Here is a 23,658-nt window from a genome sequence, read left to right as displayed (position 1 = left end):
GGCGACGGCAGGAGCGCGGTCATGGACGACGACGACGTCTCGGTCAAGCAGCTCATCCAGCGGCTCAGCGTCGACCTCCTCGACTCGGAGCGCGAACGCACCGCTGCCGGGCTCCGGCCCGTGTTCGAGGTGGCCGAGCTGGAGATCGAGCTGTCCTTCGTCGTCTCCCGCTCGCGGCAGGGCCAGGCCGGCATAGACCTCAAGGTGGTCAGCGTCGGCGGGCAGGCCGACCGCGGCGACGAGCGCACCCAGCGGATGACGCTCCGGCTCGTGGCTGCCGGAGCAGCGCCACCGGCAGCGCCGGACGAGGCCGGTCCCGAGGCGCCGGAGCGGTACCGGTTGGACTACGACGACGCGCTGCCGGTCCGGCCGCGCCTGCGCCGCCGGGGCCGGTGACCGTTCCCGGCCCGGCGCGCCGCGATCCCCGCGCTCCGCAGCCGGTGCACCCGCCCACCACGGCCACCGATCCCGACCGGTTCACCGGCTTCCTCGACCACACGACGCTGACCCTCACGATGGACTGCACCCAGGCCGACCTGCTCGCGGCCCTGGCGCGGCAGGAACCCGACGGCCCCTACGACGAGGTCGTCGCCACCTACGTGCACGAGCTGGCGCACACCGGCCAGGCCCTCGGCACCACGGTCGGCTACTACGCGTGGCTCCTGCGGTCGGTGCAGGACGACCACGTCACCCGCATGCTGCGCTGGCTGGTCGACGCCGGGCTGCCCATCGAGCTCCCGTTGCTGGAGTACCTGCCCACCGTGGGTGCCGACCCCGACCACGGGGACCCGGTCCTGACCGGGCTGCTCCAGGGGTGGCAGCTGGCCGAGGCCATGGCCATGGAGCTCGCCGGCACGCCCCGGGCGCACCTGCGCGCGGCGATGGCCTTCCCCGTCGTGGCGACCACCTGGGAGCAGCGCTGGTCGCGGCTGCAGCTCGGCATCCTGGAGCTGTACGAGCGCCGCGGGAGCCGCTGGCCGCAGGAGTTCGTCCTCGCGCTGGCGTCGGAGCCGGTCCGGCCCACGCCGGAGGCGTTCGAGGCGCTGCTGGTCGCGCTGCCGAGCGCCTACGCCTACACGGTCGCCGGCGTCATGGAGTCGGCCGCGCTGGCGATCGAGGCCTATCCCGACGACGAGGAGACCCTGCGCCCGGTGCTCGACGGTGGTGCCGGCATCGAGGGCGGCGAGGAGATCGAGCTGTACCTCCTGCTCGAGCGGACCCGCCGGACGTACCCGGGGCTGACCACGGCGAGCCTGCTGGCCACCCACCTGGCGGCCTGCGACGTCGCGCTCAACCCGCCGTGCCTGCCGATCCACCGGCTCGACCGCCGCGGCGTCGACCTGCGCGAGCTGCACCCGGTAGGCCGGGTGGTGGAGATCTGGAACGCGCTGGGGGACGCCGTCCGCCCGGCGGCTGACCTCGACGACGCGGCCCGGTGCGCCGACGACATCTGCGCTGCCCTCGGGTGGACGCCGGTGACCGCCGTGCTGGAGCGCGCGGCGCGGAGTTACCGCAGGGACGGCACGGATCCGCGGGGACGGGCGTTCGCCACGGCCATGCACGGGCGCCTGGGGTACCGCCCGCTGCTGCACGACGCCCGGGTGCCGTTGCGCGGGACCGGCCCCCTGGCCGAGGCCTACCGGTCGCAACTCCGGCCGGCGTTCTGGTCCTTCACCGACCAGTGGCTGCCGGGCACGGCCGACCACGAGCGCACCGATGCCCTGACGCTGACGACGCTCCGCTCGGCGTGGACGCGCACGATGGTCCGGGGTGGCGAGGCGACGCTGCGGGTGCCGGTGCCCATGACCCCGGCCGCCCTCGACTCCTACGCGGTGCGCCTGGCCGTCGCGCTGTCGACGGAGGTGGGGAAGCGGTTGCGCCCGCCGGAGGTGGCGAACCCCCTCGGGTCCTGAGCCGCCGACGGCTCAGGGGCGGGCGCCGTCTCCAGCGCTGGACCGGGCGAGCCCAGCACAGTTGTGCTCTGCCCCGCCTGGCGGGGCAGAGCACAACTGTCCTCGGGGTACCTGTCAGGTTCGGGCGACCGCCAGCAGCGTGACGTCGTCGGTGGTCGGTGGGGCCATCGCGGTCAGCACCGCGTCCAGCAGCGCGTCTGCGTCGGCCGGCGACCCGCCGACGGCGTCCTTGAGCTGCTGCAGCCCCACCGGCAGGCCGCCGCGGCCGCGCTCCACCAGGCCGTCGCTGAACAGCAGCAGCCGGTCGTCGCCGGCCAGCGTCAGCCGCTCCTCCTGATAGGACGGCGTGTCCAGCACCCCCAGCGCCGGGCCGCGGCCGCCCATCACGTAGTCCGCGCCGTCCGCCGTCACGTGCAGCACCGGCAGGTGCCCCGCGCTGGCGAGGACGACGTCCCCGCTCGCCGGGTCCAGCTCGGCCACCACGACCGTCGCCATCTCCCCCGGCAGCAGCGCGCTGGTCACCTCGTTCAGCCCGCTCAGCGCGGCCGCCGGGCCACCGGCGCGCAGCAGGTGCGCGCGCAGCGCGTGCCGGAGCTGCGCGGTCACCGCCGCCGCGGACAGGCCGTGCCCGGCGACGTCGCCCACCACGACCGCCAGCCGACCGCCCGGCAGCGGCACGAGGTCGTACCAGTCGCCGCCGACGACGTCCTCCTGCGACGGCAGGTACCGTGCCGCCAGGTCGACGCCGGGCACCTTCGGCAGCTCCTCCAGCAGCAGGGTGCGCTGCAGCGCGCCGGCCAGCCGGTTGTCCTCCGACGCCCGGTTCAGCGCGGCGGCCGCCACGTGCGCGGCCAGCGACCGCGCCGCCGCAACCTCGTGCTCGCGCCACGGCTGCGACGTCCCGCGCACCGTCTCGCTCCACGCGTCGAACGACCGGCGCGGGCTCAGCCGCGGGCCGGCGTCGGTCTGCGCCACCTTGGAGGTGTACGGGTTGCCGCCCCAGGTGACCTCGCGCAGCGTCTCCGGCCGGAACCAGGCGAGGAAGTCGTCGCCACCGATGGGGACGGCGAGCACGCCCGCGGCGGTGTCCACCAGGTCGGCGGCCTCCGGCACCACGGTCGAGGCGGCGTCGGTGGTCGAAATCCCGGCCGCGAGCAGCGACGCCACGAGACCGGGCACCCGATCGGCCGGCGGCGTGGCGCCCAGCAGGCGCAGCTGGCCGTTGATCCGCACCGCCGCGCCGGCCGCCGGCACCAGGTCGAGCGCGGTGACGTCCTCGCCGGTGAGCGCGGCCGCCAGCGCCCGCGGGGCCGCGCCGACGGACGCGGACAGCTCGGCCGCGCGCGACGCGACCGCGACGACGCCCTCCCGCTCCCCCTCGGCCACCAGCGTGTGCAGCAGCAGCGAGGCGGTCCGGCCGAGGAACTCCGCGGCGACCCGGTCGGAGTACGAGGGCCGGTGCGGGCCGGCGTAGTGGTGGCAGGAGATGAGCCCCCAGAGCTTGCCGCGGTCGATCAGCGACACCGACATCGACGAGACGACGCCCATGTTGGCCAGGTACTCCAGGTGCACCGGCGAGACGCTGCGCAGCATCGACCCGGAGAGGTCCAGCGGCCGGCCGTCGTGCAGCGGGGGGTCCAACGGCACCCGGGTGTAGCCGGCGTCGGGGATGATCCGCATCCAGTTGGTCGTGTACAGCGCGCGGGCCTGGGCGGGGATGTCGCTGGCCGGGTAGCGCAGCCCGAGGAACGGCTCGAGGTCCTCGCGCCGGGCCTCGGCGATCACCTCGCCGTTCCACTCGGGGTCGAAGCGGTAGACCATCACCCGGTCGAAGCCGGTCACCGAGCGCACGTCGCGGGCCAGCGTCGCGCCGAGCTCCTCCAGCGTGGTCGCGGCCGACAGCCGCTGCAGCACGGTCGGCAGCCGCCGGTGCCAGGCCGCGCCGGCCTGCTCCGCGCCGGCGACCGGCTCCCACTCGGTGAGCAGCAGCCCGTCGGCGCGGTGCAGGACCAGGTCGACCTCGGCCCCGCGCACGGTCATCCGCAGCGGGTTCACCTCGGCCAGGTCACCGGCCAGCCCCTCGCGCAGCCGGGTGAGGTCGTCGTCGGTCAGGACGTCCGGCAGCGACGCGACCGGCCCGCCGAAGAGCTCCGCGGCGTTCGTGGACGAGACGACGACGGCGAGCTCGGGCTCGGTGACGGCGAGCAGCACCCCGTGCGGCTGGATCGCACCGGGGACGGCGATCGGCTCGTCGGCGCAGCGCACCAGCGCTTCCTCGTCGAGGCGGCTACCGGCGGCGGGCGACGTCGTCACCGCGGCGACGTTACGTGCCGGCGTCGCGACCGGCGATGCCCGTCGGGATCTCGCCGACGGACCCCACGACCGGGACGTAGGCACCCAGGTCGAGCAGGTCGATGGTCAGCCGCACGGCCGTGTTCGCCGTGGGGGCGACGACGTGCAGCACGGCGCCGGCGCCCACCGCGGTCCGGGCCACGCTGATCAGCGTCCGGGCGCCGCTGGAGTCGAGGAACGCCGTGGGCGTCAGGTCGACGACGACGTCGCGCGCCGACCCGGCCAGGGCCTCCTCGACGGCGTCGCGCAGCTGTGGCGCCGTCGCCAGGTCGAGCTCACCCCGTACGGTGAGCACCGAGCGGCCGGCGACCGTCCGCCGCTCCACGTCGAAATGCACCGTCCGCCTCCTCTCACCTCGTCGGTTTTCCTCGTCGAGGGTAGGGCACCGGTGTCGAAGGAGGTGAGCTGAGTGAAGATCGCGTTCAGCGTGCGGCTACCACCGGACGCAGGCAGCGTGCCGTTGATGCGCGGCCTGCTGCGCCAGACGCTGGAGCACCTGCGGGTGCCCACGCCGACGATCGAGGAGCTCGCCCTGGCGCTCACCGAGGCGTGCGCGAACGTCGTCAACCACGCCGGGGAGCACGAGGAGTACCAGGTCGACATCCACGTCGACGACAAGCTGTGCTCGATCAGCGTCCTCGACGACGGCCAGGGGTTCGACCTCCAGTCGGCCGAGGACGACCCGGCCCCGATGCACGACGGCGGCGGCCGCGGCCTGGTGCTCATGCGGGCGCTGGTCGACCGGCTGCAGTTCGTCCAGTCCGACGACGGCCGGCACCGCGTGACGCTGGAGAAGCAGCTCGACCCGGGCCCCACCCCGCCGAAGCTCCGGCTGCTCGACCCCCGCTGACCCTCAGGCGGTCATGAACCCGCTCTCGTAGGCGGCGATGACCGCCTGCGTGCGGTCCCGGGCGCCGAGCTTGAGCAGCACGCTGCTGACGTGCGTCTTCACCGTCTCGCGGGACAGGAACAGCTCGGTGGCGATCTCGGCGTTCGACAGCCCGCCGGCCACCAGCCGCAGCACGTCCGCCTCTCGGCCGGTCAGCTCCGGCAGGGCGGCGCTCCCCCTCGCCCGCGACGGCGCGTGGCTGGCGATGAGCCGCCGGGTGAGGTCGGGCAGCACCAGCGACGTGCCGCGGGCGACCACCCGGATGGCGTCGACCAGCTCGTCGGGGTCCGAGCGCTTGAGCGCGAACCCGCTGGCACCGGCCTGCAGCGAGCGGAACAGGTAGTCGTCGTCCTCGAAGGTGGTCAGCACCAGCACCCGCGGCCGCAGCGGATCGCGGGCGACCAGCTCGGCGGTGGCCGCGATGCCGTCCATGTCGGGCATGCGCACGTCCATGAGGACGACGTCGGGGTCGGTGCGCGACGCGACCTCCAGCGCCTCCCGCCCGGTGCCGGCGTCGCCGACCACGGTGAGGTCGGGCTCGCTCTCCAGGATCACCCGCAGCCCCGACCGCACGAGCACGTCGTCGTCGACGAGGAGCAGCCGCAGGGTCACGCGGCACCGTCCAGCGGCAGGGTGACGGTCAGCTCGAACCCGCCGGACGGCGTCGGCCCGGCGTGCAGCGTGCCGCCGAGCGCGGCGGCCCGCTCGCGGAGACCGGCCAGCCCGCGCCCGCCGCCGGGACCGGGCCGGCTGTCGAGCAGGGTGGGCGGCTCGTTGTGCACGCGGACGACGAGGGTGCCGCCGGCGCGCAGCACCTGGGCGACGGTCAGCGGGGTGCCCGCGTGCCGGAGCACGTTCGTCGTCCCCTCCTGCACGACGCGGTAGGCCAGCTCCTGGACGTCCGCGGGCACGCCGTCGGCGTCGACGTCGGCGGTCAGGGCGACCGGCAGGCCGCCGTCGCGCAGCCCCTCGAGCAGCTCGTCGAGGTCGCCGAGGGACGGCGCCGCGAACGGGGCGGGGTCGCGGCCGTCCTCCTCGGCGCGCAGCACGGTGAGCACGCGGTCGAGCTCGGCCAGCGCGGTGCGGGTGTTGGTCTCGATGTGCTGGAGCGCCTGCCGGGCGAAGTCGGGCTGCACCGGCCGGTCGTCGGCCGGCGTGAGGGTGCGCCGGGCGGCGGTGGCCTGGAGCAGGCTCGCGGTGAGCGCGTGCCCGATGGTGTCGTGCAGGTCGCGGGCCAGCCGGTTGCGGTCGGCGAGGCGGCGGCTGCTGTGCTGCAGCGCGGCGATCTGCTGCTCGGCGCCGGGCCCGAGCAGTCGCGGCGCCACCGAGGTGGCCACCCGCACGATCGCGTCGAGCAGCAGCAGGCCGCCGAGCACGGTCAGCGCCATCAGCCCGAGCAGCGGCAGCGCGTTCACCACGTTCCAGGTGATGGTGACGCGCAGCGCGACGCAGATGATCGTGGCGAAGAAGAGGACGGCGAGCGTGGCCACGCCCAGCAGCACGCGGGCGCCCACCCAGCCGACCGCCCGCCAGGTGCCGGCCGAGGCCACCAGCCGGCGCACCTTGAGCACCAGGCCGGACTGGCGCCGCACCTGCTCGCCGGCCGGGATCTCGACGCCCAGCAGGATGCGCGCCAGGCCCCGCTCCACCCCGGCGAAGCCGCGGATGGTCGCCAGCACGAGCAGGACGAGCAGCAGGCCGACGCCGTAGATGACGGCCACCACCGAGCCGAGCAGCGCGACGTACAACGCGAGGCCGAGCGCGCCGGCCGGCACGCTCGCCAGCCCGTACAGCAGCCGGCCGGGCCAGCCGGGGCCGACGGCGGTCGCGAAGACCGCGTGCAACGCGGCGCCGATCTCGGGCCCGGAGCGGGGGAACGTCGTGGAGGGCACGGGTCGATCCTGTCGCGCCGGGGCTCCGGGCGATTCCCCCCACGGCGTGCTCCGCCCCTCCCCCGCGCGGGGGACCCAGGTCGGCGCTGCAGGGTGATCCGCCGGCACCCCGGTTCCCGGAACGCTCGCTGCCATGACCTCATCCCTGTTCCGGAGCCCGGCATGATCGAGGTGCGCGGGCTGACCAAGACCTACGGCGCGGTGCGCGCCGTCGACGACCTGACCTTCGATGTCCAGCCGGGCAAGGTGACCGGCTTCCTCGGGCCGAACGGCGCGGGCAAGTCCACCACGATGCGCATGGTGCTCGGGCTCGACCGGCCGACCGCCGGTTCCGCCCTGGTCGGCGGCCGGCCGTTCGCCCGGCTCGGCGAGCCGCTGCGCGCGGCCGGCGCCCTGCTCGACGCCCAGGCGGTGCACCCCGGCCGCTCCGGGCGCGACCACCTGCGGGTGGCCGCCCGCAGCCAGGGCCTCCCCTCCCGCCGGGTCGACGAGGTGATCGACCAGGTGGGGCTCGGGTCCGCGGCCAAGCGCCGGGTCAAGGGCTACTCCCTCGGCATGCGGCAGCGGCTCGGCATCGCGGGCGCGCTGCTCGGCGACCCCGCCGTCCTGCTGTTCGACGAGCCGATGAACGGGCTGGACCTCGACGGCGTCCGGTGGGTCCGCGGGCTGGTGCGCCGGCTGGCCGACGAGGGCCGGACGGTGCTGCTCTCCAGCCACCTGATGAGCGAGATGGAGCAGACCGCCGACCACCTGGTGATCATCGGCCGTGGCCGGCTGATCGCCGACGCCCCGATCGCCGAGGTGCTGCGCGGCCGGCACGCGCACGCGAAGGTGCGGGTGCGGACGCCGGCCCTCGATGACCTGGCCGGCGCGCTGCTGCGCCGGGGCTTCCGCGTGCACCCGACCGACGGCGGCGAGCTGCTGGTCGAGGGGGCGCCCGCGGAGACGGTCGGCGACGTCGCGCTCGAGGTGGGCGCGTCGGTGCACCGGCTGGCCGAGGAGCACTCCTCGCTCGAGGAGGTCTACCTCGACCTGACCGGCGACAGCGTGCAGTACAAGGTGTCCGCGCCCGACCTCGTCGGAGCACGGCGATGACCGCGGCGACGGCGGTCCGGCAGCCGGCCCGGTCCACGGAGCCGGGCACCACGACGGTGCTGTCCCGCGCGGCCGGCGCGGAGTGGGTGCGGCTGCGCACCGTGCGGACGACCTGGTGGTGCCTGGTCGCCGCCACGGTGACGATCGTCGGGCTCGGCGCCATCGCCGCGGCCGACGACGCCGAGGGGACGGCGACCGCGGCGAACCCGATCGTGTCGACGTTCGCCGGCGAGTACGGCGTGCTGCTCGGCCAGTTCGCGCTGCTCGTGCTGGCGCTGCTCGCGGTCACCTCCGAGTACGCCAGCGGCGCGATCGGCCCGACGCTGTCCTGGACGCCGCGCCGCGGGGTGCTGCTCGCCGCGCGGATCGCCGTCCCCGCCATCGTGGTGACCGTCGTCGGTGTCGCGCTGGCGCTCACCGCCGACGTCGTCGCGCTGCTCATCGACCCGGACCTGACCCTTCCGGTCGAGGACGGCGCCGGCAGCCTGGCGCGGATCGCCGCGGTGCTCGCCGCCGGTGCCGTGATGGCCGTGGGCGCGGGGCTACTGCTGCGGTCCACGGCGGGAGCGCTGGCCACCGTCTTCCTGCTGCAACTGGTGCTGCCGTTCCTGTTCCAGTCGTTCGGGGTGCAGTGGCTGGCCGACCTGGCCGAGTGGCTGCCGGGCACCGGTGCGGTCCGGCTGCTGCTGGACGAGCCGATGGACATGTCCCTCGGCCACGCGGCGGCACTAGTGGTCGGGTGGGCGGGCCTCGCCCTGGCCGCCGGCGGGTGGCGACTCCTGCGGCGCGACGCCGGCTGAGTGCTCTCCCGCGCAGTTGTGCTCTGCCCCGCTCCACGGGGCAGAGCACAACTGCGCGCGGACCTACCCCTCGAGGACCCGCACCGGCGAGCCGGCCACGAACGCCGCGACGTCGTCGACCGCGTCGCGGTAGTAGACCTCGTAGGTGTTCCGGGTGACGTAGCCCAGGTGCGGGGTCAGCACCGTGCGCGGCGCCGACCGCAGCGGGTGCCCGGCGGGCAGCGGCTCGACGTCGAAGACGTCCAGCCCGGCACCGCCGATCCGCCCGTCGTGCAGGACGTCGAGCAGCGCGGCCTGGTCGACGATCGGCCCGCGGCTGGTGTTGACCAGGACGGCGGTGTGCTTCAGCAGCGCCAGGTCGTCGGCGGTGATCAGCCCGCGGGTCCGCTTGGACAGCAGCAGGTGGATGGTGACGACGTCGGACGTCGCGAACAGCTCGTCGCGCTCCACCCGGCGCACCCCGACCTCGGCGGCGCGCTCGTCGGTGAGGTTCTGGCTCCAGGCGACGACGTCCATCCCGAACGCCTGCCCGATCCGCGCGACCTGGCTCCCGAGCCGGCCCAGCCCGATCACGCCGAGCCGCGCGCCGTGCAGGTCCAGGCCGACCGTGTGCTGCCAGCCGCCGGAGCGGACCGAGGCGTCCTCGCTCGGGATCGAGCGGGCGACGGCCAGGATCAGCGCCCAGGTCATCTCGGCGGTGGCCGGGCCGACCGATCCGGTGCCGCACACGGTGATGCCGCGCTCGACGGCGGCCGCGACGTCGATCGACTTGTTCCGCATGCCGGTGGTGACCAGCAGCTTCAGGTTCGGCAGCGACTCCAGCAGCGGCCGGCGGAAGTCGGTGCGCTCGCGCATCGCGATGATGGCGTCGAACGGCTGCAGCCGGCGGGCGAGCGCCTCGGGGTCGGCGACGTGGTCGTGGAACTCGACCACCTCGACCGGCCCGGGCACCCGCGACCAGTCGCAGTACTCGGCGGCGACGGACTGGTAGTCGTCGAGGACGGCGATCCGCATGGGTGAGGTCTACTCCCCCGCCGCGGCTCGTGTCAGCCGGGCATCACCGCGCCGGTGCGCTTCGGCACCAGCTCCACCCAGGTGTTCCCCGCGCCGAGCAGCACCGGCCCGCCGTTGACGTCGGTGAGCACGACCGGCTCGCTCTCGGACGCCTTCGACCAGGTGGCGGCGATCGTCTGCCCGCCGGTGGCGACCAGCGCCTCGCCGGTGCCGACCACCGCCGTCTCCGGCACCGGGTTGCCGGCCGGGTCGCTGAACCGCGTGTTGACGACGTCGACCCGCAGGACGACGACGTTGGTCGCCCGGAGCCGGGCGCCGTCGGAGTCGGTGGCCGGCGTGCTGCCCTCGGCCCGCAGCCAGGCCGCGTCGGGCGCGCTCCAGGTCCACACCGGGTGGCTGACGCCGGAGAGCTTGAGGGTGAGCGTGCCGGTGGGGACGCCGGCCGCCAGCGCACTGGGCTGCTCGGCGGCGTCGGCCAGGTGGAACTGCTCGAGCGGGTCGGCGCTGTGGTTCGCGTCGGCCTGGGCGAGGAAGTCGGCCGGGTTCGCGTAGACGTTGTGCGGGGCGTAGCGGCCGGTCTTGCGGTAGAAGCCCGGGGCGCCGGCGTCGTGGCTGATCACCTGCAGCCCGGCGTCCTTGACCGCCTGCACGAACGGTCCCTGCCCGCCGGAGAAGGCGAACAGGCCGCGCAGCGGGGCGGCGATCGGCGGGTCCATCGGGCGGACGGACCGGATCGGGCCGATCTCCGGCGGCAGCTGCGAGTGGAAGACGGCGACGAAGCGGGTGATGCCGCCCTCGACGACCTCCTCCCACACCATGTCCGCCTGGTTCAGGCCGGTCTGCGGGCGGGAGTCGACCGAGTTCTCGATCTTCACCGCGAGCGCCGGGCGCTGCACCGGGGCCGTCGTCTCCACACCGGTGAGCGGCCACGGGAACGTCGGCGGCGGAGGCGGCGGGGCGGGCGTGCTGGACTCCGCCGCGACCGGCTCCGCGGCCTTCGGGCCGCACGCGGTGGTGAGCGCGAGCGCGGCGACGGCCGCGATCGCTCCGAGTGCGCGGGTCGTCCGACGGCTCGTCACGGTGCCGTTATCGGCCGACCGCCGTCCGGTCGTGACCCGGTCAGGCGTGCGGGGCGCGGGCGCCGAGGAGCTGTGCCAGCGCCTGCCCCCAGCGCCGGGCGCGGTCCTCCTCGCCGTCGACGAGCGGGCCCTTCGCGTCCTGGACGGTGAAGTGCTCGGCCGGGGCGGCGAGCTCCGCGCCGTGCTGCTGCAGCAGCTTCTCCTCGGTCCTCGACGCGTGGTCGAGCTTGACGAGGAGCTTCGGGTGGCTCATCCGGGTGTCGTACGCGGCGGCGCGGACGCCCCGCGGCAGCCGGACGTCGTCCAGCCACTCGTGCAGGCCGTACGCCGGGTCGGCGACGTCGGCCCCCTGCTTCGCGGCGGCGTCGGCGCGGGTGGACGGCCGCGGCATCGACATCGCGTGGTTGGGTCCGCCGACGACGAGCAGCGCGACGTCGGCGTCCACCTCCGACGGGGCGTCACCCGCGGCGACGACGTCGACGGGCATGGTCGACGCCAGGCCGTCGGCGATCGCGAGCGCGATCTGCCGCGCGTCGCCGAAGAGGGACTCGTAGACGACGAGGGCTCGCGTCATGGGTTCACCGCCTTGTCCGGGGGTGCCCGACGCTAGGTGCCCGGCCCGTGCCGCGGGAGGGACTTCGGTCCGCACACGGCAGTGCCCCTCGCCCGTGGCCGGGGAGGGGCACCGTCGTGCGGTCCGTCAGCGCCGGGGGCTCTTGCCCTGCCGGCTCTTCTGGAAGTCCGCGATCGCCTTCTTGATCTTCGCCTGGTTCTGCGGCTTGCGGGCCTCGGAGATCACCTTGGCGGCGATCCCGGACATCGCGAGCTTGCGCAGCATTCCTGCCATGTCGTCCTCCTCGAGTTGCTTGCTGACCTGCTTGCCCCCATGACGGCCGGATCAACCCCCGGGTTCCTCGTCCGGGTGATCGGCGCGGCACGCGGGCACGGGTGGTCGACGCTGCGTTCCGCCACGCCGCGGCGGCGCAGTGAGCCGGCGATCGCCCTGCGTGCACCTACCTGTCACCGGTCGTCCCGCGCTCCTGCGTCTTGTCGTGGTGGGCGCGGCGATTCGCCTCGCAGCGGCGGGGCGACGACGTCCGGGGCGGGTCGATCGGCTCCCCAGCGGGGCGCCGGGAACGGTCCTACGGTCGTCGCGGTCCGGTCGGGGCCTCGTCGTCACCGCCTTCGGTGGCACCCCGTCGGACACCGCCGAACCGGGCACCGGCGACCGCCGGTACCCGGACCGGGGACCCACCGCAGGACTGGGGTGAAGCGCGACCGTGCGTCGCGCCGGGCGAGTTCCCCGCCCGAACCCGACAGCTAACCCGGTAGGCGGTCGAGGAGAACAGGAGCACCTCGTCCATGACGAGCACGCGCACGTCCACGCCCACCCGCCGGTCCGTCCGCGGGGCGGCGCTCGCCGTCCTCACCGGGGCCGGCATCGCGCTCACCCCGGTGGCCGCCTCGGCCGACGCGGGCGCCGCGCCCGCCGCGGCATCCGTGGCCGCGGCACCCGTCGCCGCGACGAACGCCGCCGCGCAGACCGCCGTCGACCGGGCGCTGTCCCAGCAGGGCAAGCCGTACGTGTGGGGCGGCACCGGCCCCGGCGGCTACGACTGCTCGGGGCTGACCTGGTCGGCCTACCAGGCGGCCGGGATCAACCTCCCCCGCACCTCGCGCGCGCAGGCCACCGCCGGCGTGCACGTCGACCGGGCGCACCTGCAGCCCGGTGACCTGATCTTCTTCTACAGCCCGATCGGCCACGTCGGCATGTACATCGGCAACGGGCAGATGGTGCACTCCTCCACCTACGGCAAGCCGGTGGCCGTCGTGCCGGTCGACTCGATGTGGGGCTACAACACCGCGCGCCGGGTCGCCTGACCGACGACGCCCGGGGCCGCCCGGCCGGCCGGGCTCTCGACGGCGTCGAGCTCCGCCCGGCCACGGCCGGCGGCCTTGGCGCCGTAGAGGGCCCGGTCGGTGCGGCGCATGAGCTGGGAGGCGGTCTCGCCGCTGCTGTGCTCGGCGACGCCGCAGGACAGCGCCAGCCCGGGGTGCCGGTCGAGCACCCGGCGCACCAGCGCGAGGGCGTCGGGGCCCGCGGTCCCCGGGAGGACGAGGGAGAACTCATCGCCGCCGTGCCGGGCGAGCACCGCGCCGGAGGGCAGCTCGGCCGGCCAGGCGTCCGCGACCCGGCACAGCAGCCGGTCGCCGGCCTCGTGGCCCTCGGTGTCGTTGACCGCCTTGAAGTGGTCGAGGTCGAGCAGGGCGGCCGAGAGCGGCTCGCCGGTGCGGGCTGCGGTGGTCATCGCCTCGAGCAGCGCGTCGTCGAAGCCGCGCCGGTTGCGCAGCCCGGTGAGCGGGTCCCGGCTGGCCGTGGCGGCCAGGAGGACCAGCCGGCGGATGACGAGGCCGATGCCGGTGAGCACCAGGTCGAGCCCGACCGCGACCCCCAGCCGCACGTCGGACAGCACGAGCGCGACGGTGACGCCGGCGACCGCGAGCACGAGGTGGGCCAGCGCCTGCCGTGAGGTGAAGAAGAAGTGCGCGTCGACGACGACGAACGAGATGAGCACCGCCGCGGCCAGCGAGGTGACCGGGTCGGGCGCGAGCAGGACGGCGGTGACGATCATCGCGGCCGCGGCGCCGACGGTGGCGTGGAAGGAGCCCCGGGGCCAGGACGGTCCCCACCGGCCGACGACGGCGCCCGCCACCAGCGCGACCAGGCACAGGACCGCGAGGACGCTCTGCGGACGCCCGGCCTCGAGACCGGAGACGACCGCGAGGCCGGCGACGCCGCCGAAGGCGAAGAAGGTGGCCAGGGTGCGCGCCATGAGGCGCGTCGACGCCACCCCGGACGTCGCAGACCTGCTCACCTCCAGTACGTCGGCCCGCCGGCGGCGGTGCTTGAGCGCCGTGGCGGAGGATGCCGGTGTGATCCCGCGCATGCACCGCTCCTCCCGCGCGGCCGGGGCCCTGGTCGGCGCGGCCGTCGGCGACGCGCTCGGCGCGCCTTTCGCCGGCGCGCCCGGCCGCTTCTCGGCCCGCTTCCCCACGCCGGCCCGCGGCTCGCGCACCGAGATGTGCGGTACGGACGCGCTGGCGCCGGGTGAGTTCACCGACGTCACGCGGACGGCGCTGCGCGAGGCCGAGCAGCTGCTCGCGGGCGGCAGCCCCGACGGCCCGGGGACCATCGCCGCCGCGATCCGCTCCGCCCGGACGGGTGCGGGCGAGGGCGCCTTCGCCGAGATGGTGCGGCGGGCGCTGGACGGCGAGGACCCGCTGGCGGCCGCCGCGTCCCCCGAACCCGCGCCGGCCCGGGCGGTCGCGGCGCTGCGCGCGGGCCGCGACTTCGCCGCGGTGCTGCGTGGGGCGATCGACCTCGGCGGGGACACGTCGGCCACGGCCGCGCTCGCCGGTGGGCTGGCGGGTGCGGTGTTCGGCATGGGCGGGATCCCCAGCCGGTGGGCGTCCGCCGTCCACGGGCGGGTCGGCGACCGCACCTGGCGGCTGCCCGACCTGCAGCAACTGGCCGCCGCGCTGGACAGCGGGGTGCAGCAGAACTACGACCCCGGCGTGATCCCCCGGATCGGCCCGGCGGAGGTGCTGCCGGGCATCTGGGCCGGGAACCTGGACGGTGCCCGGTACAGCGACGAGGACTTCGCCGTCATCTCGCTGTGCCGGCTGGGCGAGCCGTTCCCGCATCCGGTGCACCGGATGGCCTACATCGCCGACAACGAGCACAACGCCGACCTCGACGTCGTGCTCGCCGACGTCCTGGACGACATGGCGGCGCTGCGCGCGGAGGGCCACCGGCTGCTGGTGCACTGCCACGGCGGCGCGTCGCGGACCGGGCTGGTGCTGCGCGGCTGGCTGGTGCGCGAGGAGGGGATGTCGGTGGAGGAAGCGACGGCGCACGTCGCCGAGCGCTGGCCGCACCTCGGGCTGTGGAACGAGAGCTTCACCGCGGCGCTGGGACGCCTCCGGCCCCGAGCGCGCTGACCGGCCGCTCGGCCGCCAGCAGGCGGTGCACCTGCTGGATCGCGATCGACCCCTCGCCGACGGCCGAGGCGACCCGCTTGACCGAGCCGCGCCGCACGTCGCCGGCGGCGAGCACCCCGGGGAGGCTGGTCTCCAGGGGCAGCGGGTCCCGGCCGAACGCGGCGCGGGCGGCGTCGCTGAGGTCGGCGCCGGTGCGGACGAAGCCGCCGTCGTCCCGCTCGACAGTGGGCGGCAGCCAGCCGGTGTGCGGGCGGGCGCCGATCATGAGGAACAGCGCGTCCGCGGCCACGGTCTCCGTCGTCCCGCTCGCCCGGTCGCGGAGGACGAGCTGCTCGAGCCGGCCGTCGCCGCCGCCGTCGACGACCTCGGTGCCGGTGCGCACCTCGATGCCGGGCGCCTGCTCCACCTGGCGGACCAGGTAGTGCGACATCCCGGCGGCCAGCGTCGCGGCGCGGACGACGAGCGTGACCCGATTCGCGTAGCGGGCGAGGTGCAGCGCGGCCTGCCCGGCGGAGTTGGCGCCGCCGACGAGGTAGACGTCCTTGCCGGCGACCAGCGGGGCCTCGGACGCCGCGGCCCCGTAGAACACGCCGGCGCCGTGCAGCTCCTCCAGCGCCGGGACGCCGAGCCGGCGGTAGGCGGCGCCGGTGGCGAGGACGACGGCGCGGGCGACGACCAGGCCCCCGGTGTGCAGCGAGACGACGATCCCGTCGGGCCCCTGCTCGAGGTGGGCGACCTCCTGCATGAACCCGAACCGGGCGCCGAACACCCAGGCCTGCTGGTAGGCGCGGCGGGCGAGCTCGGCGCCGGTGAGGCCGCGCGGGAAGCCGAGGTAGTTGCGGATGGAGGAGCTCGACGTCGCCTGGCCGCCGATGCTGCCGGAGTCGATGACGACGGTGCGCAGCCCCTCGGAGGCGCCGTAGACGCCGGCGGAGAGGCCGGCCGGGCCGCAGCCGACGATGACCAGGTCGTAGTGCTCGCCGGAGGGGTCGATCGCGGTGCCGGAGGCGCGGGCGATGTCGGCGTCGGTGGGGTTCTCCAGGACCGTGCCGCTGGGCATCACGACCATCGGCAGCCGGCGCTCGCCGGTGCCGGCGAGGATGGCGCGGCCCTCGTCGCTGGTGGCCAGGCAGAACCGGTGCGGCATGGCGCAGCGCCCGAGCACCTCGCGCAGCTCGTAGGCCCGCCCGGCCCACTCCTCCCCCACCACCTCGATGGTGTGCGGGGCGCGGCGGCGCTCCTCGGCCCAGGAGAGCAGGAAGCTGGACACCGCCTGGTGGAACTGCTCGTCCGGCGGCGGTGCGGGCCGGACGAGGTACTGGTCGGTGCGGCCGCCGGCGATGGCGTCGAAGATCGCGTCGCCGGTGGGCGGGTCGCCGAGGTGGCCCCAGCCGATGAGCAGCACGCGGACGGCGTCGGGGAACAGCGCCGGGACGTCGGCGAGCAGCTCGGTGCCGGGTGCGCCGTCCAGCTGCTCGGCGGCGAGCACCAGGGCGACGTCCTCGCAGTCCGCGGCCAGCCGGGCCAGCGTGGCGCGGGCCTCGGCGGCGGAGCCGAGCGCGCAGACCCGGTAGTCGGCCGAGTAGCGGTTGCGCAGCTCCCGCTCGACGTCGGCGAGGAGCGCGGCGTCGTCGTCGACGGCGATCAGCAGGGGGAAGCTCATGGCGGCGTCCCTGGGAGTGGGTGTCCCCCGCTCGGACGGGCCGAGCCTAGGAGCCGGTGCTCCCCACCACCAGCCCCGCGGCGGTCGGCGCGCCGGGTGGCGCACCGACCGCCGCAGGGTGCGTCAGCTCACCGGGGCCGTGAAGGCGCCGGCGCCGATCCGCTGCACCTCACCGCGGCCCTCGAGGCCGAGGAAGCCGGCGATGCTCCAGGCGGAGGCGTACAGCTCGCCGTGCTGGACCTCGAGGCCGGAGGGCATGGTGACCTGGGCGGTGGTCCGCATCCCGTCGGGCGCGATGCGGGTCACCTCGCCGACGGTGGCCGGGTCGAACCCGGGCGGCGGCGGGGCGTCGCCCATGGGCGGCGCGCCCTCGATCACGTCGGAGGCGTAGACCTCGCCGTGGTCGCCGACCGCGACGCCGGTGACCGAGGTCAGCCCGGTGATGACGTCGACCTTCTTGCCGTGCTGGTCGAGGACGTACACCCGGCCCGCTCCCGGCACCTCGGCGCCGAGCGTGCCCAGGTAGATCAGGCCGTCGGGCCCCTCGGTGATCTCGGTCGGCACGGGGTCGCAGCCGACGGTGCCGGGGTTGTTCGGCGCATCCGCGCAGCCCTCGACGTCGGTGACCGTCGGCGGCACGAAGAACGTGCTGATCTCGCCGGTGTGCCGGTCGACAGAGAGGACGGCGTTGGCCCCGGCGTCGGCGACGAGCACCCGGTGCCGCTGGACGAGGACGGAGAACGGGTTGGACAGCGTGTCGACCGGCTCCCCGTCGACGAACTGGAGCTGGCCGTCGGGGTTGTGGTCCAGCTCGTACTGCAGCAGGTCGAAGGTGCGGTGCACCGTCCCGTCCGGGGTGGCCTCGATCAGCACCTGGCTCGGTGTGCCGGGCGGCGGTGCCGCCGGGGCCGCGCCATCCTCGGGCGGCGGGCCGGACTCACCCACCGCGACGTAGATCCAGCCGCGCTTGCTGTCCACGCCCTGCGCGTTGCCCAGGCCGCTGAGGAGGGTGCGGACCTCGCCGGTGCGCACGTCGACCGACGAGACCTCCCCGGAGTCGGACTCGGCGACCAGCAGCTTGTGGTGCCGGTAGTCGCTGAGCTGCCGGGGCCCGTCGAGGCCGCCGGCGACCGTGGTGATCGGTTCCCCGCCGTGGTACCCGTCGTGCGCGCTCGCCGTCGCCGGGACGGCGATCAGCGCCAGTGCCGCAGCCGCTCCCGCGGCCTTCCTGTGGTGCCGCATGCGTCTCTCCTCCGCGTCGAGGTCCCCCGAGAACGCGGAGCAACCTGTCAGGCGGAGGACGGGCGCGGGCACCCCTTTCCGCCCGCTTTCCCACCGCGGCGCGCGCGGCGTCGCAGCGGGTAGCGGCGGGGCGGCAGGGTGGCGCTCCCGGCGGCGGAGGTCAGCGGTGGTCGGCGTCCCGGGTCGGCTGCGGGGCGGGGACGGCGGGGCGCTGCCGGCGGAAGCCGGGGTCGAAGCGCTGGGTCAGGTCCAGCTCGCCGGTGTCGGCGGCGGCGTGCCGCCCGGGACGGGGCATCTTGAACTCAGCGGTCTCATCGACGAAGTGCTTGGCCACGTAACAACCGTACGAAGCGGACTGCCGTCCGCCCGGGACGCTGGAGAGGCGTCCCGGGCGGGTGGGACGAGCGGGGCGAATGGGGTCGAGATGTCGACTTGGCGACTCGTCATCCTGTGGCTCAGGCGACACCGCCGGTCGCTCAGGGGCAAGACTCCCCGCGCTTCACGACACCGAGGTCAATCAAGCCCTCGACGTCGCCGGTGACCCGCTGGCCCGACGGGACGTTCTGGTCGCAGACGATCCAGTTCGAGTCCACGACCTGGTTGCGGGAGCCCCTCACGTCATGGGAGACGCTGAGGAAGACCCCGTAGGTCTGGATCAGGTCCTGCGCCGACTGCAGATCCATGCCCACCACGTCCGGCATCGCGAAGTCCACCGCGGGCGTCACTGGAGCCGACGACGTCGGAACCGCGGACGTTGAGGCTGCCGGCGTCGGAGCGGGCGACGAGCTCTCCGCCGTAGACGTCGGCGCGGCCGACGGCCGGGTCGACGCCGAGGAACTCGTCGTGGCGGTGGCCGCACTCGCCTCAAACCCGTCGTCGGAGTCGCCCCCGGCCACCAGGACGAGGAGCGCGATGGCGATGAGTCCTGCGATCACGACGAACCAGGGCTGGCGGTAGAACGGTCGCGGCGGAGGCCCGTCGCCGAAGCCGATCGGGTCGTACGGCGGTGAAGTCACGTGGATCCCCGTGTGCGTTGGTGGGTGGTCAGAAGACGGCGCGTTCGCGCAGCTCGTCCTGGACGTGCGGCGGGAGCGGGACATCGACGAGCACCTCGCCGATGTTGAAGTACGTGCCGCCGCGGGTCCTGCGCCCGGCGACGATCGCCTCGGCATGGGGCAATTCGATGCCGCAGACCGTGGCGATGACACGGGCGGGTGCGGTGTTGAGGTCGATCAGACCTCCGTCGTCGTAACCGCGGTTCAGGTCGGGGCGCCCGATGCCGAGCTCGCGCCGAAGGGCGGGTTCACGAGCGAGCAGACGCCGCGTCTCCTGTCGTCGAGAGCGCGCCTCGAGCGCGCGGGCCACCACGGGATCGTCGTGGGCGAGTACTACTCGCCCCCCGCCATAGACTTGACGGCGCAGCGGGCGGAGGTGCAGGCAACCGACGATCAGGATGAAAAAGGCGCTGAGGCCACCGATCACGCTGAGCGTCTCATTCGCCGTCGTGCCGTCTGCATTCCGGGGAGTTACGGAAAAGATGACGACGAGATAGATCCCCGCCAGCGTGTAGGTCAGGGCGAGGGTACGGAGGTCGCGCCGCCCTAGACGGCTGGCCGCGTGCCAAAAAGGGATCGCGGCGAGGAAACCGAAAGAGACCACTGTGATGGCGAAGTACCAGGCACCCTTGAACCATCCCGCCGCCCTGGGCGCGCGTGGGCCAGGAGCCGGCACCTGGGGCCGTGCGTCGTACATGGAACTCCTCCGAGCCGAAAGCCGCGTCGGCTCAGTGTGCGACGCGGCGCGGCGTTTCAAGGCCTCGCACGCTCGCCGGCGGGTCGCCACCCGGGAAGTCAGGCCACCGGCAACGTGACCGACGAGGGCGCCGCGCCGCCGACGCCGATCCGGTGGTTCGTCGGGACGCCGTGCGTCGCCCGCCCGACCGGCTTGCCGGTGCCGAGGTCGCGTGCATAGCGCGGTGGGCGCCGCCGGAGACCTGCAGCCGGATGCGTTGGCCGGCGCCTGGTCGCTGTCGTGGCACAGTGCCACGGTGTCGTTACAGCGAAGTGCCGCCGAGATCCGAGTCCGTGATCACGGCGGGCGGTGGACCGACCCCAGCAGCTACGGCTACGTGAATGAAGCGGAGTTGCAGCAGATCCTGTCCGAGCAGCCGAGCCTCATCGAGGGCGTTGGCGCGGACGCGGTCGCCGTCCGCGAACTGGCCACCAGCGTGGGCCGCGCCGACCTCGTCGTCGTCGACACCGATGGCACGATCACGATCGTCGAGTGCAAGCTGGCCACCGATGCAGACATCCGCCGGGTCATCGTCGGTCAGGTCCTCGACTACGCGGCACGCCTGTCCGAACTCACGCCGGCGACTTTTGAGGAGCTCTGGCAGGCGCGCGGCGGTACGTCCCTCGACCTCCTGTTCGATGGTCAGCCGGATGACGCGCGCCGCGCGTTCGAGGCCAACCTGGAGGCCGGCGTCTTCACGTTGGTGCTCGCGGTCGACTCCATCAGCGCGGATCTCCGACGCATCGTCCGATACCTCAACACGCACACCTCGGCAGGGATGCGCCTGCTCGCCGTGGAGCTCCGCCGGGCGGTCCACGGAGACACGGAGATCCTCATCCCGACCGTGTACGGCTCGGAGTCCGCGGATGAGAAGAACGCGCGCCGGAGCGCTGCCGGGGCCGCCCGGTGGACCTCCACGGACGTCGACGCCTGGCTGCGTGAGCGTGACCCCGAGCTGGCGGACGCGGTCGCATCGTTCGCCGACGACCTGGCTGCGCATGGCTTCCGCATTCAGGGCGGCGGCTCAGGCGCCCAGCCGAGCTACTCGATCTGGGGCACCGCGGCATCAGGCGCCGACATCGCCCCGTTCAGCGTCTACTGCGGGTCTCCCTCGTCACTCTCGTGCAACTTCCAGTGGACGCGAGGCGCAGGCCCTGTCGCCGTGGGGCGATTCCTGGAGGAGCTCTCGGCTGCCGGCTTGCCCTTGGCGGTCGAAGCGATCGCGGCGACCGATTTCAAGAAGCGTCCCGGGATACCTCTGGATGTGCTGAAGGACTCCGCTCGGAGGGGCGCCATCGTGGCCGCGTCGGGAAGGTTGTCCCAGAGCGACGCCGGTGACTAAGACACCATGTCCCGCCGCTGAGGCCAGACGGCCGACGAGACACACTCAATCGAACCCCGAGGACCACAACGTGGCTGAACTACCGAGGCTGGGAAAGCTCGAGACCGTCCCGGTGACCGAGGTCTGGTCGCATGAAGCGCACGTGTTCACGCCGTGGCTGCTGGCGAACGCTGACCGGCTCGGGGACGCCCTCGGGATGGACCTCGAGCTCATCGTGAACGAGCACCCCGTCGGCGATTTCTACCTCGACCTGCTGGGCCACGACGTCAGCACGGGCGAGACCGTGATCGTCGAGAACCAGCTTCAGAAGACGGACCACAGCCATCTCGGGCAACTGCTCACCTACGCCGCCGGCGTCGACGAGGTAAGCAACATCGTCTGGGTGTCCCCCGAGTTCCGGGCCGAGCATCGTGCGGCTCTCGACTGGCTCAACACCCACACACAGGAAGGCACGCGGTTCTTCGGCGTCCAGATCTCTGCTGTGCGGATCGGCGCCTCGGCACCGGCACCTCTGTTCACTGTCGTCAGCCAGCCGAACGATTGGGCCAAGTCGACGAAGACGGCGGCTCACAGCCAGCAGCAGATACCCGGTGCGAAGGCGGCGCTGTACCAGCAGTTCTGGCAGCAGCTCTTGGACCGCTTCGCGGCGCAGCACTTGAACTGGTCGAAGGGCAAGGCCCCGACCACGAGCCACTTCGACATGCCTGCCGGCGGCCAAGGGCTCATCTGGGGCGTGAGCTTCGCGAAGGACTCGCGTCTGCGCAGTGAGCTCTACTTCGACCACGTCAGCGCTCAGCAGAACCGGGCCATGTTCGACCGACTGGTCGCTGTCCGGGAGCACTTCGAATCCGAGTTCGGTGGACCGCTTGTCTTCGATCCGCTTGACGGGCGGAAGGCCTGCCGCATCGAAGTTCTGATGAGACCGGCCTCCGTCGACCAGCAGGAGAACTGGCCCACGTACCTCGACTGGATGATCGACACGCAGACGAGGCTCCGGAGGGCGTTCGCCAGCGTCGGCGGACTCACCTACGTCATGGGTGACTGAACGGTCACGAGCGCGCGGGTGAGTTGACCCGGGCCAGGCCGACGCCGCGCTTGCCCAAGCTGGACACCCCTCGGTCGATCACGGCTCTGCCTTCCTCGCGGACGGCTAGAGCTCCCAGACGTGGTCCGGGTCGTCCAGCGCCTTGCGGATCTGGCTCAGGTCGCCGATGTCGACCATCGGTGAGGACTTTGCCAGGTCAACGATGCCCTGCAGCGCAGCCTCGGTGGCCTTGCCGTCGCCGCTGGCCATGGCGACGTCCAAGTGCCGGAAGAGCCCGTCGATCGTCGTGGATCGCTCCGCGAACACCTGCTCGAAATAGGACTTGAGCGCCGAGCTCGCCTCCTGGATGCGGGTGATCTCGACGGACGCGTAGGCGTCGATCTTCGCGCGCTTGCTCTGCTCCTCCTCGCGCAGGCGGAGGTAGTCGCGGGCGCCGTCGATGACGTTATCAAGCGCCCCCATGGCGTCGACCGAGCGGAGCGCGGACCCCACGGGCGGGAGGACGTCGCCCTCCACCGGCTCTTTTGCAACCGTCACTTCATCTCCTTGTACTCGAGGACCATGCGGGTCGTGTCCGAGTTCATCTGCCCGTCCTCGGCGATTAGGGGCGCCGAGGAGAGGTTCCGGACCGCGCGCGTCAGCGACAGCCCGCGCTGGAACTCAGGGGTGTGCTGCTTCCAGTCGAAGTCGTCGATCTGCTCGAGCGCGGTGAGCGCGTCCTCCGCGCGTTCCACGAGTCCAGCAAGGACTCCGCTCACCTCATCGACCCGCGTGTCCAGCGTGTCGAGGAATGAACGGAAGGCCGTGTGGTCCGCGACGGTGCCGGCCACCGCCGCCTCAAACTCCTTGGCCTTGGTCACCGCCTTCTCGCCCTGACCGTTCAGGGTCAGACCGCCGATGAGCATGGTCGGGCCGATGGTGACGACGCCGAGGGCGGCGGTGCCGAGGGCGACCCCTCCCCCGCCGGCGGCCAGGGATCCACCGCCCAGGTAGGCCATGGTCGCGCTCTGGGCGGCGGCGCCGGACAGCGAGCTGATGGCCGTCCCGGTGCTGGCGGCTCCCAGAGCCGTCACCGCGCTCGGGATGCCCACGGAGGCACCGGCGCCGGTCAACGCGGCCAGGCCGGCTCCCTTGAGCCAGTCCACGTCCGCGGCCAGTGCCCCGCCGAACGCCTCGATCTCCCGCTGCTCCGTACCGATGCCCGCGAGTAGTTGCGCTGCGCCGTGATTGGCCTTCTTGCTGTGGCGCTCGATGAAGGTCGCCAGCCGCTCGACCACCTGCCGGAGGGCCTGCTCCTGCTGCTCGCCGTACTGCCGGATGCGCTCGTTGGTCTCGCCGACGAGCTCCTCGGTGCGAGCGATCGACTCGTCGTAGCGCTTCTGCGCCGCGTCGGCCATGCTCTTGGCGTCCTTCATCTTCAGGCCGCCCATGACGCCGGTGGCCAGACCACCGAGCCCCGTCGTCGCGCCGAGGCCCATCAGGGCGAGAGGGATGAGGGGTAGAACCACGGATGTCCTCCGGCGTGAACGTTGCTGGTCG

At 73.9% G+C, this 23,658-nt stretch carries 26 protein-coding genes and 1 riboswitch; of the genes, 10 read left to right on the top strand and 16 right to left on the bottom strand.

Features of this window, described 5'->3' with window-relative positions; genetic code table 11:
• The first annotated feature begins 21 nt into the window (after positions 1–21).
• Both DQ241_RS05265 and DQ241_RS05260 read left to right on the top strand, forming a co-directional pair.
• Positions 22–396, top strand: coding sequence for a trypco2 family protein (locus DQ241_RS05265; protein WP_113829124.1), 375 nt, complete (start codon positions 22–24; stop codon positions 394–396).
• Entirely contained in the window at positions 393–1,913 is a 1,521-nt protein-coding gene (locus tag DQ241_RS05260) for a hypothetical protein (protein WP_113829123.1), read from the top strand. Before DQ241_RS05265 ends, DQ241_RS05260 begins: the two co-directional genes overlap by 4 nt.
• Positions 1,914–2,027: 114 nt before the next feature.
• Here the strand turns inward: DQ241_RS05260 and DQ241_RS05255 are convergent, their stop codons facing one another.
• Together DQ241_RS05255 and DQ241_RS05250 are read right to left on the bottom strand one after the other, a co-directional pair.
• Positions 2,028–4,226 carry a SpoIIE family protein phosphatase gene (locus DQ241_RS05255; RefSeq protein ID WP_158545881.1) on the bottom strand — a complete coding sequence of 733 codons (2,199 nt, stop codon included), beginning with the start codon at positions 4,224–4,226 and terminating at the stop codon, positions 2,028–2,030.
• Between the two features lie 10 nt (positions 4,227–4,236).
• The gene (locus tag DQ241_RS05250; RefSeq protein WP_113829121.1) at positions 4,237–4,602 is read right to left on the bottom strand and encodes an STAS domain-containing protein; all 366 of its coding nucleotides are present in this window, start codon (positions 4,600–4,602) and stop codon (positions 4,237–4,239) included.
• 72 nt (positions 4,603–4,674) lie between these two features.
• On the opposite strand from DQ241_RS05250, the gene DQ241_RS05245 reads away from it, so the two are divergent.
• Entirely contained in the window at positions 4,675–5,115 is a 441-nt protein-coding gene (locus tag DQ241_RS05245) for an ATP-binding protein (RefSeq protein ID WP_113829120.1), read from the top strand.
• A gap of 3 nt (positions 5,116–5,118) precedes the next feature.
• On the opposite strand, the gene DQ241_RS05240 is transcribed toward DQ241_RS05245, so the two are convergent.
• Together DQ241_RS05240 and DQ241_RS05235 are read right to left on the bottom strand one after the other, a co-directional pair.
• Positions 5,119–5,766 (bottom strand): response regulator transcription factor, encoded by a 648-nt coding sequence (locus DQ241_RS05240; RefSeq protein ID WP_113829119.1) that lies wholly within the window; start codon positions 5,764–5,766, stop codon positions 5,119–5,121.
• The gene (locus DQ241_RS05235; protein WP_158545880.1) at positions 5,763–7,046 is read right to left on the bottom strand and encodes a histidine kinase; all 1,284 of its coding nucleotides are present in this window, start codon (positions 7,044–7,046) and stop codon (positions 5,763–5,765) included. The genes DQ241_RS05240 and DQ241_RS05235 overlap by 4 nt, the downstream gene beginning before the upstream one ends.
• A 162-nt stretch (positions 7,047–7,208) precedes the next feature.
• Between DQ241_RS05235 and DQ241_RS05230 the strand changes: the two genes are divergently transcribed.
• Together DQ241_RS05230 and DQ241_RS20525 are read left to right on the top strand one after the other, a co-directional pair.
• Entirely contained in the window at positions 7,209–8,141 is a 933-nt protein-coding gene (locus tag DQ241_RS05230; protein WP_113829117.1) for an ABC transporter ATP-binding protein, read from the top strand.
• Positions 8,138–8,941, top strand: a complete 804-nt coding sequence (locus DQ241_RS20525) for a hypothetical protein (RefSeq protein ID WP_158545879.1) — start codon at positions 8,138–8,140, stop codon at positions 8,939–8,941. Before DQ241_RS05230 ends, DQ241_RS20525 begins: the two co-directional genes overlap by 4 nt.
• Before the next feature lie 63 nt (positions 8,942–9,004).
• Here the strand turns inward: DQ241_RS20525 and DQ241_RS05220 are convergent, their stop codons facing one another.
• The 4 genes from DQ241_RS05220 to DQ241_RS20820 form a co-directional block, all read right to left on the bottom strand.
• Positions 9,005–9,955, bottom strand: coding sequence for a D-2-hydroxyacid dehydrogenase family protein (locus tag DQ241_RS05220; RefSeq protein ID WP_113829116.1), 951 nt, complete (start codon positions 9,953–9,955; stop codon positions 9,005–9,007).
• A gap of 32 nt (positions 9,956–9,987) precedes the next feature.
• Complete coding sequence (locus DQ241_RS05215) at positions 9,988–11,034, bottom strand: DUF3048 domain-containing protein (protein ID WP_113829115.1); 1,047 nt, start codon at positions 11,032–11,034, stop codon at positions 9,988–9,990.
• Positions 11,035–11,074: 40 nt separating this feature from the next.
• Positions 11,075–11,608 (bottom strand): flavodoxin, encoded by a 534-nt coding sequence (locus DQ241_RS05210; RefSeq protein WP_113829114.1) that lies wholly within the window; start codon positions 11,606–11,608, stop codon positions 11,075–11,077.
• Positions 11,609–11,734: 126 nt separating this feature from the next.
• Positions 11,735–11,881: a hypothetical protein gene (locus tag DQ241_RS20820; RefSeq protein WP_199584101.1), complete on the bottom strand. Its 147-nt coding sequence runs from the start codon at positions 11,879–11,881 to the stop codon at positions 11,735–11,737.
• A 350-nt stretch (positions 11,882–12,231) separates the two neighbouring features.
• A riboswitch (cyclic di-AMP (ydaO/yuaA leader) is annotated at positions 12,232–12,385 on the top strand.
• 11 nt (positions 12,386–12,396) lie between these two features.
• Here DQ241_RS20820 and DQ241_RS05205 point away from each other — a divergent pair.
• Entirely contained in the window at positions 12,397–12,915 is a 519-nt protein-coding gene (locus DQ241_RS05205) for a C40 family peptidase (protein ID WP_113829113.1), read from the top strand.
• On the opposite strand, the gene DQ241_RS05200 is transcribed toward DQ241_RS05205, so the two are convergent.
• The gene (locus DQ241_RS05200; protein WP_113829112.1) at positions 12,888–13,982 is read right to left on the bottom strand and encodes a diguanylate cyclase; all 1,095 of its coding nucleotides are present in this window, start codon (positions 13,980–13,982) and stop codon (positions 12,888–12,890) included. The genes DQ241_RS05205 and DQ241_RS05200 overlap by 28 nt on opposite strands.
• Between DQ241_RS05200 and DQ241_RS05195 the strand changes: the two genes are divergently transcribed.
• Positions 13,969–15,036 carry an ADP-ribosylglycohydrolase family protein gene (locus DQ241_RS05195; protein WP_113829111.1) on the top strand — a complete coding sequence of 356 codons (1,068 nt, stop codon included), beginning with the start codon at positions 13,969–13,971 and terminating at the stop codon, positions 15,034–15,036. The two genes, DQ241_RS05200 and DQ241_RS05195, sit on opposite strands and share 14 nt — an antisense overlap.
• Here DQ241_RS05195 and DQ241_RS05190 read toward each other — a convergent pair.
• The 4 genes from DQ241_RS05190 to DQ241_RS05180 all read right to left on the bottom strand — a co-directional run bounded on the left by DQ241_RS05190 (position 14,996) and on the right by DQ241_RS05180 (position 18,624).
• A complete protein-coding gene (locus DQ241_RS05190) occupies positions 14,996–16,699 on the bottom strand; it encodes an FAD-dependent oxidoreductase (RefSeq protein WP_113829110.1) in 1,704 nt (567 codons plus the stop codon). The genes DQ241_RS05195 and DQ241_RS05190 overlap by 41 nt on opposite strands.
• Before the next feature lie 123 nt (positions 16,700–16,822).
• On the bottom strand, positions 16,823–17,941 hold the full coding sequence (locus DQ241_RS05185; protein WP_113829109.1) for a ScyD/ScyE family protein: 1,119 nt from the start codon (positions 17,939–17,941) through the stop codon (positions 16,823–16,825).
• Positions 17,942–18,101: 160 nt separating this feature from the next.
• On the bottom strand, positions 18,102–18,275 hold the full coding sequence (locus DQ241_RS20520; protein ID WP_158545878.1) for a hypothetical protein: 174 nt from the start codon (positions 18,273–18,275) through the stop codon (positions 18,102–18,104).
• Positions 18,276–18,417: 142 nt separating this feature from the next.
• Positions 18,418–18,624, bottom strand: a complete 207-nt coding sequence (locus DQ241_RS05180; RefSeq protein ID WP_158545877.1) for a hypothetical protein — start codon at positions 18,622–18,624, stop codon at positions 18,418–18,420.
• Here DQ241_RS05180 and DQ241_RS20515 point away from each other — a divergent pair.
• Complete coding sequence (locus tag DQ241_RS20515) at positions 18,623–18,898, top strand: hypothetical protein (RefSeq protein ID WP_158545876.1); 276 nt, start codon at positions 18,623–18,625, stop codon at positions 18,896–18,898. The two genes, DQ241_RS05180 and DQ241_RS20515, sit on opposite strands and share 2 nt — an antisense overlap.
• An 87-nt stretch (positions 18,899–18,985) precedes the next feature.
• On the opposite strand, the gene DQ241_RS05170 is transcribed toward DQ241_RS20515, so the two are convergent.
• Entirely contained in the window at positions 18,986–19,693 is a 708-nt protein-coding gene (locus DQ241_RS05170) for a hypothetical protein (RefSeq protein ID WP_113829107.1), read from the bottom strand.
• A gap of 211 nt (positions 19,694–19,904) precedes the next feature.
• On the opposite strand from DQ241_RS05170, the gene DQ241_RS05165 reads away from it, so the two are divergent.
• Together DQ241_RS05165 and DQ241_RS05160 are read left to right on the top strand one after the other, a co-directional pair.
• Entirely contained in the window at positions 19,905–21,074 is a 1,170-nt protein-coding gene (locus DQ241_RS05165; protein ID WP_113829106.1) for a hypothetical protein, read from the top strand.
• Positions 21,075–21,186: 112 nt separating this feature from the next.
• Positions 21,187–22,119 (top strand): DUF4268 domain-containing protein, encoded by a 933-nt coding sequence (locus tag DQ241_RS05160; protein WP_147252332.1) that lies wholly within the window; start codon positions 21,187–21,189, stop codon positions 22,117–22,119.
• A gap of 105 nt (positions 22,120–22,224) precedes the next feature.
• Here DQ241_RS05160 and DQ241_RS05155 read toward each other — a convergent pair whose 3' ends face one another.
• Together DQ241_RS05155 and DQ241_RS05150 are read right to left on the bottom strand one after the other, a co-directional pair.
• On the bottom strand, positions 22,225–22,656 hold the full coding sequence (locus DQ241_RS05155; RefSeq protein ID WP_113829104.1) for a hypothetical protein: 432 nt from the start codon (positions 22,654–22,656) through the stop codon (positions 22,225–22,227).
• Positions 22,653–23,627, bottom strand: coding sequence for a hypothetical protein (locus DQ241_RS05150; protein WP_113829103.1), 975 nt, complete (start codon positions 23,625–23,627; stop codon positions 22,653–22,655). The genes DQ241_RS05155 and DQ241_RS05150 overlap by 4 nt, the downstream gene beginning before the upstream one ends.
• Between the last annotated feature and the right edge of the window lie 31 nt (positions 23,628–23,658).

It is taken from the genome of Blastococcus sp. TF02A-30, from assembly GCF_003319185.1.
Taxonomy (GTDB): domain Bacteria; phylum Actinomycetota; class Actinomycetes; order Mycobacteriales; family Geodermatophilaceae; genus Blastococcus.
This window is presented reverse-complemented; position numbering and strand designations above follow the sequence as displayed.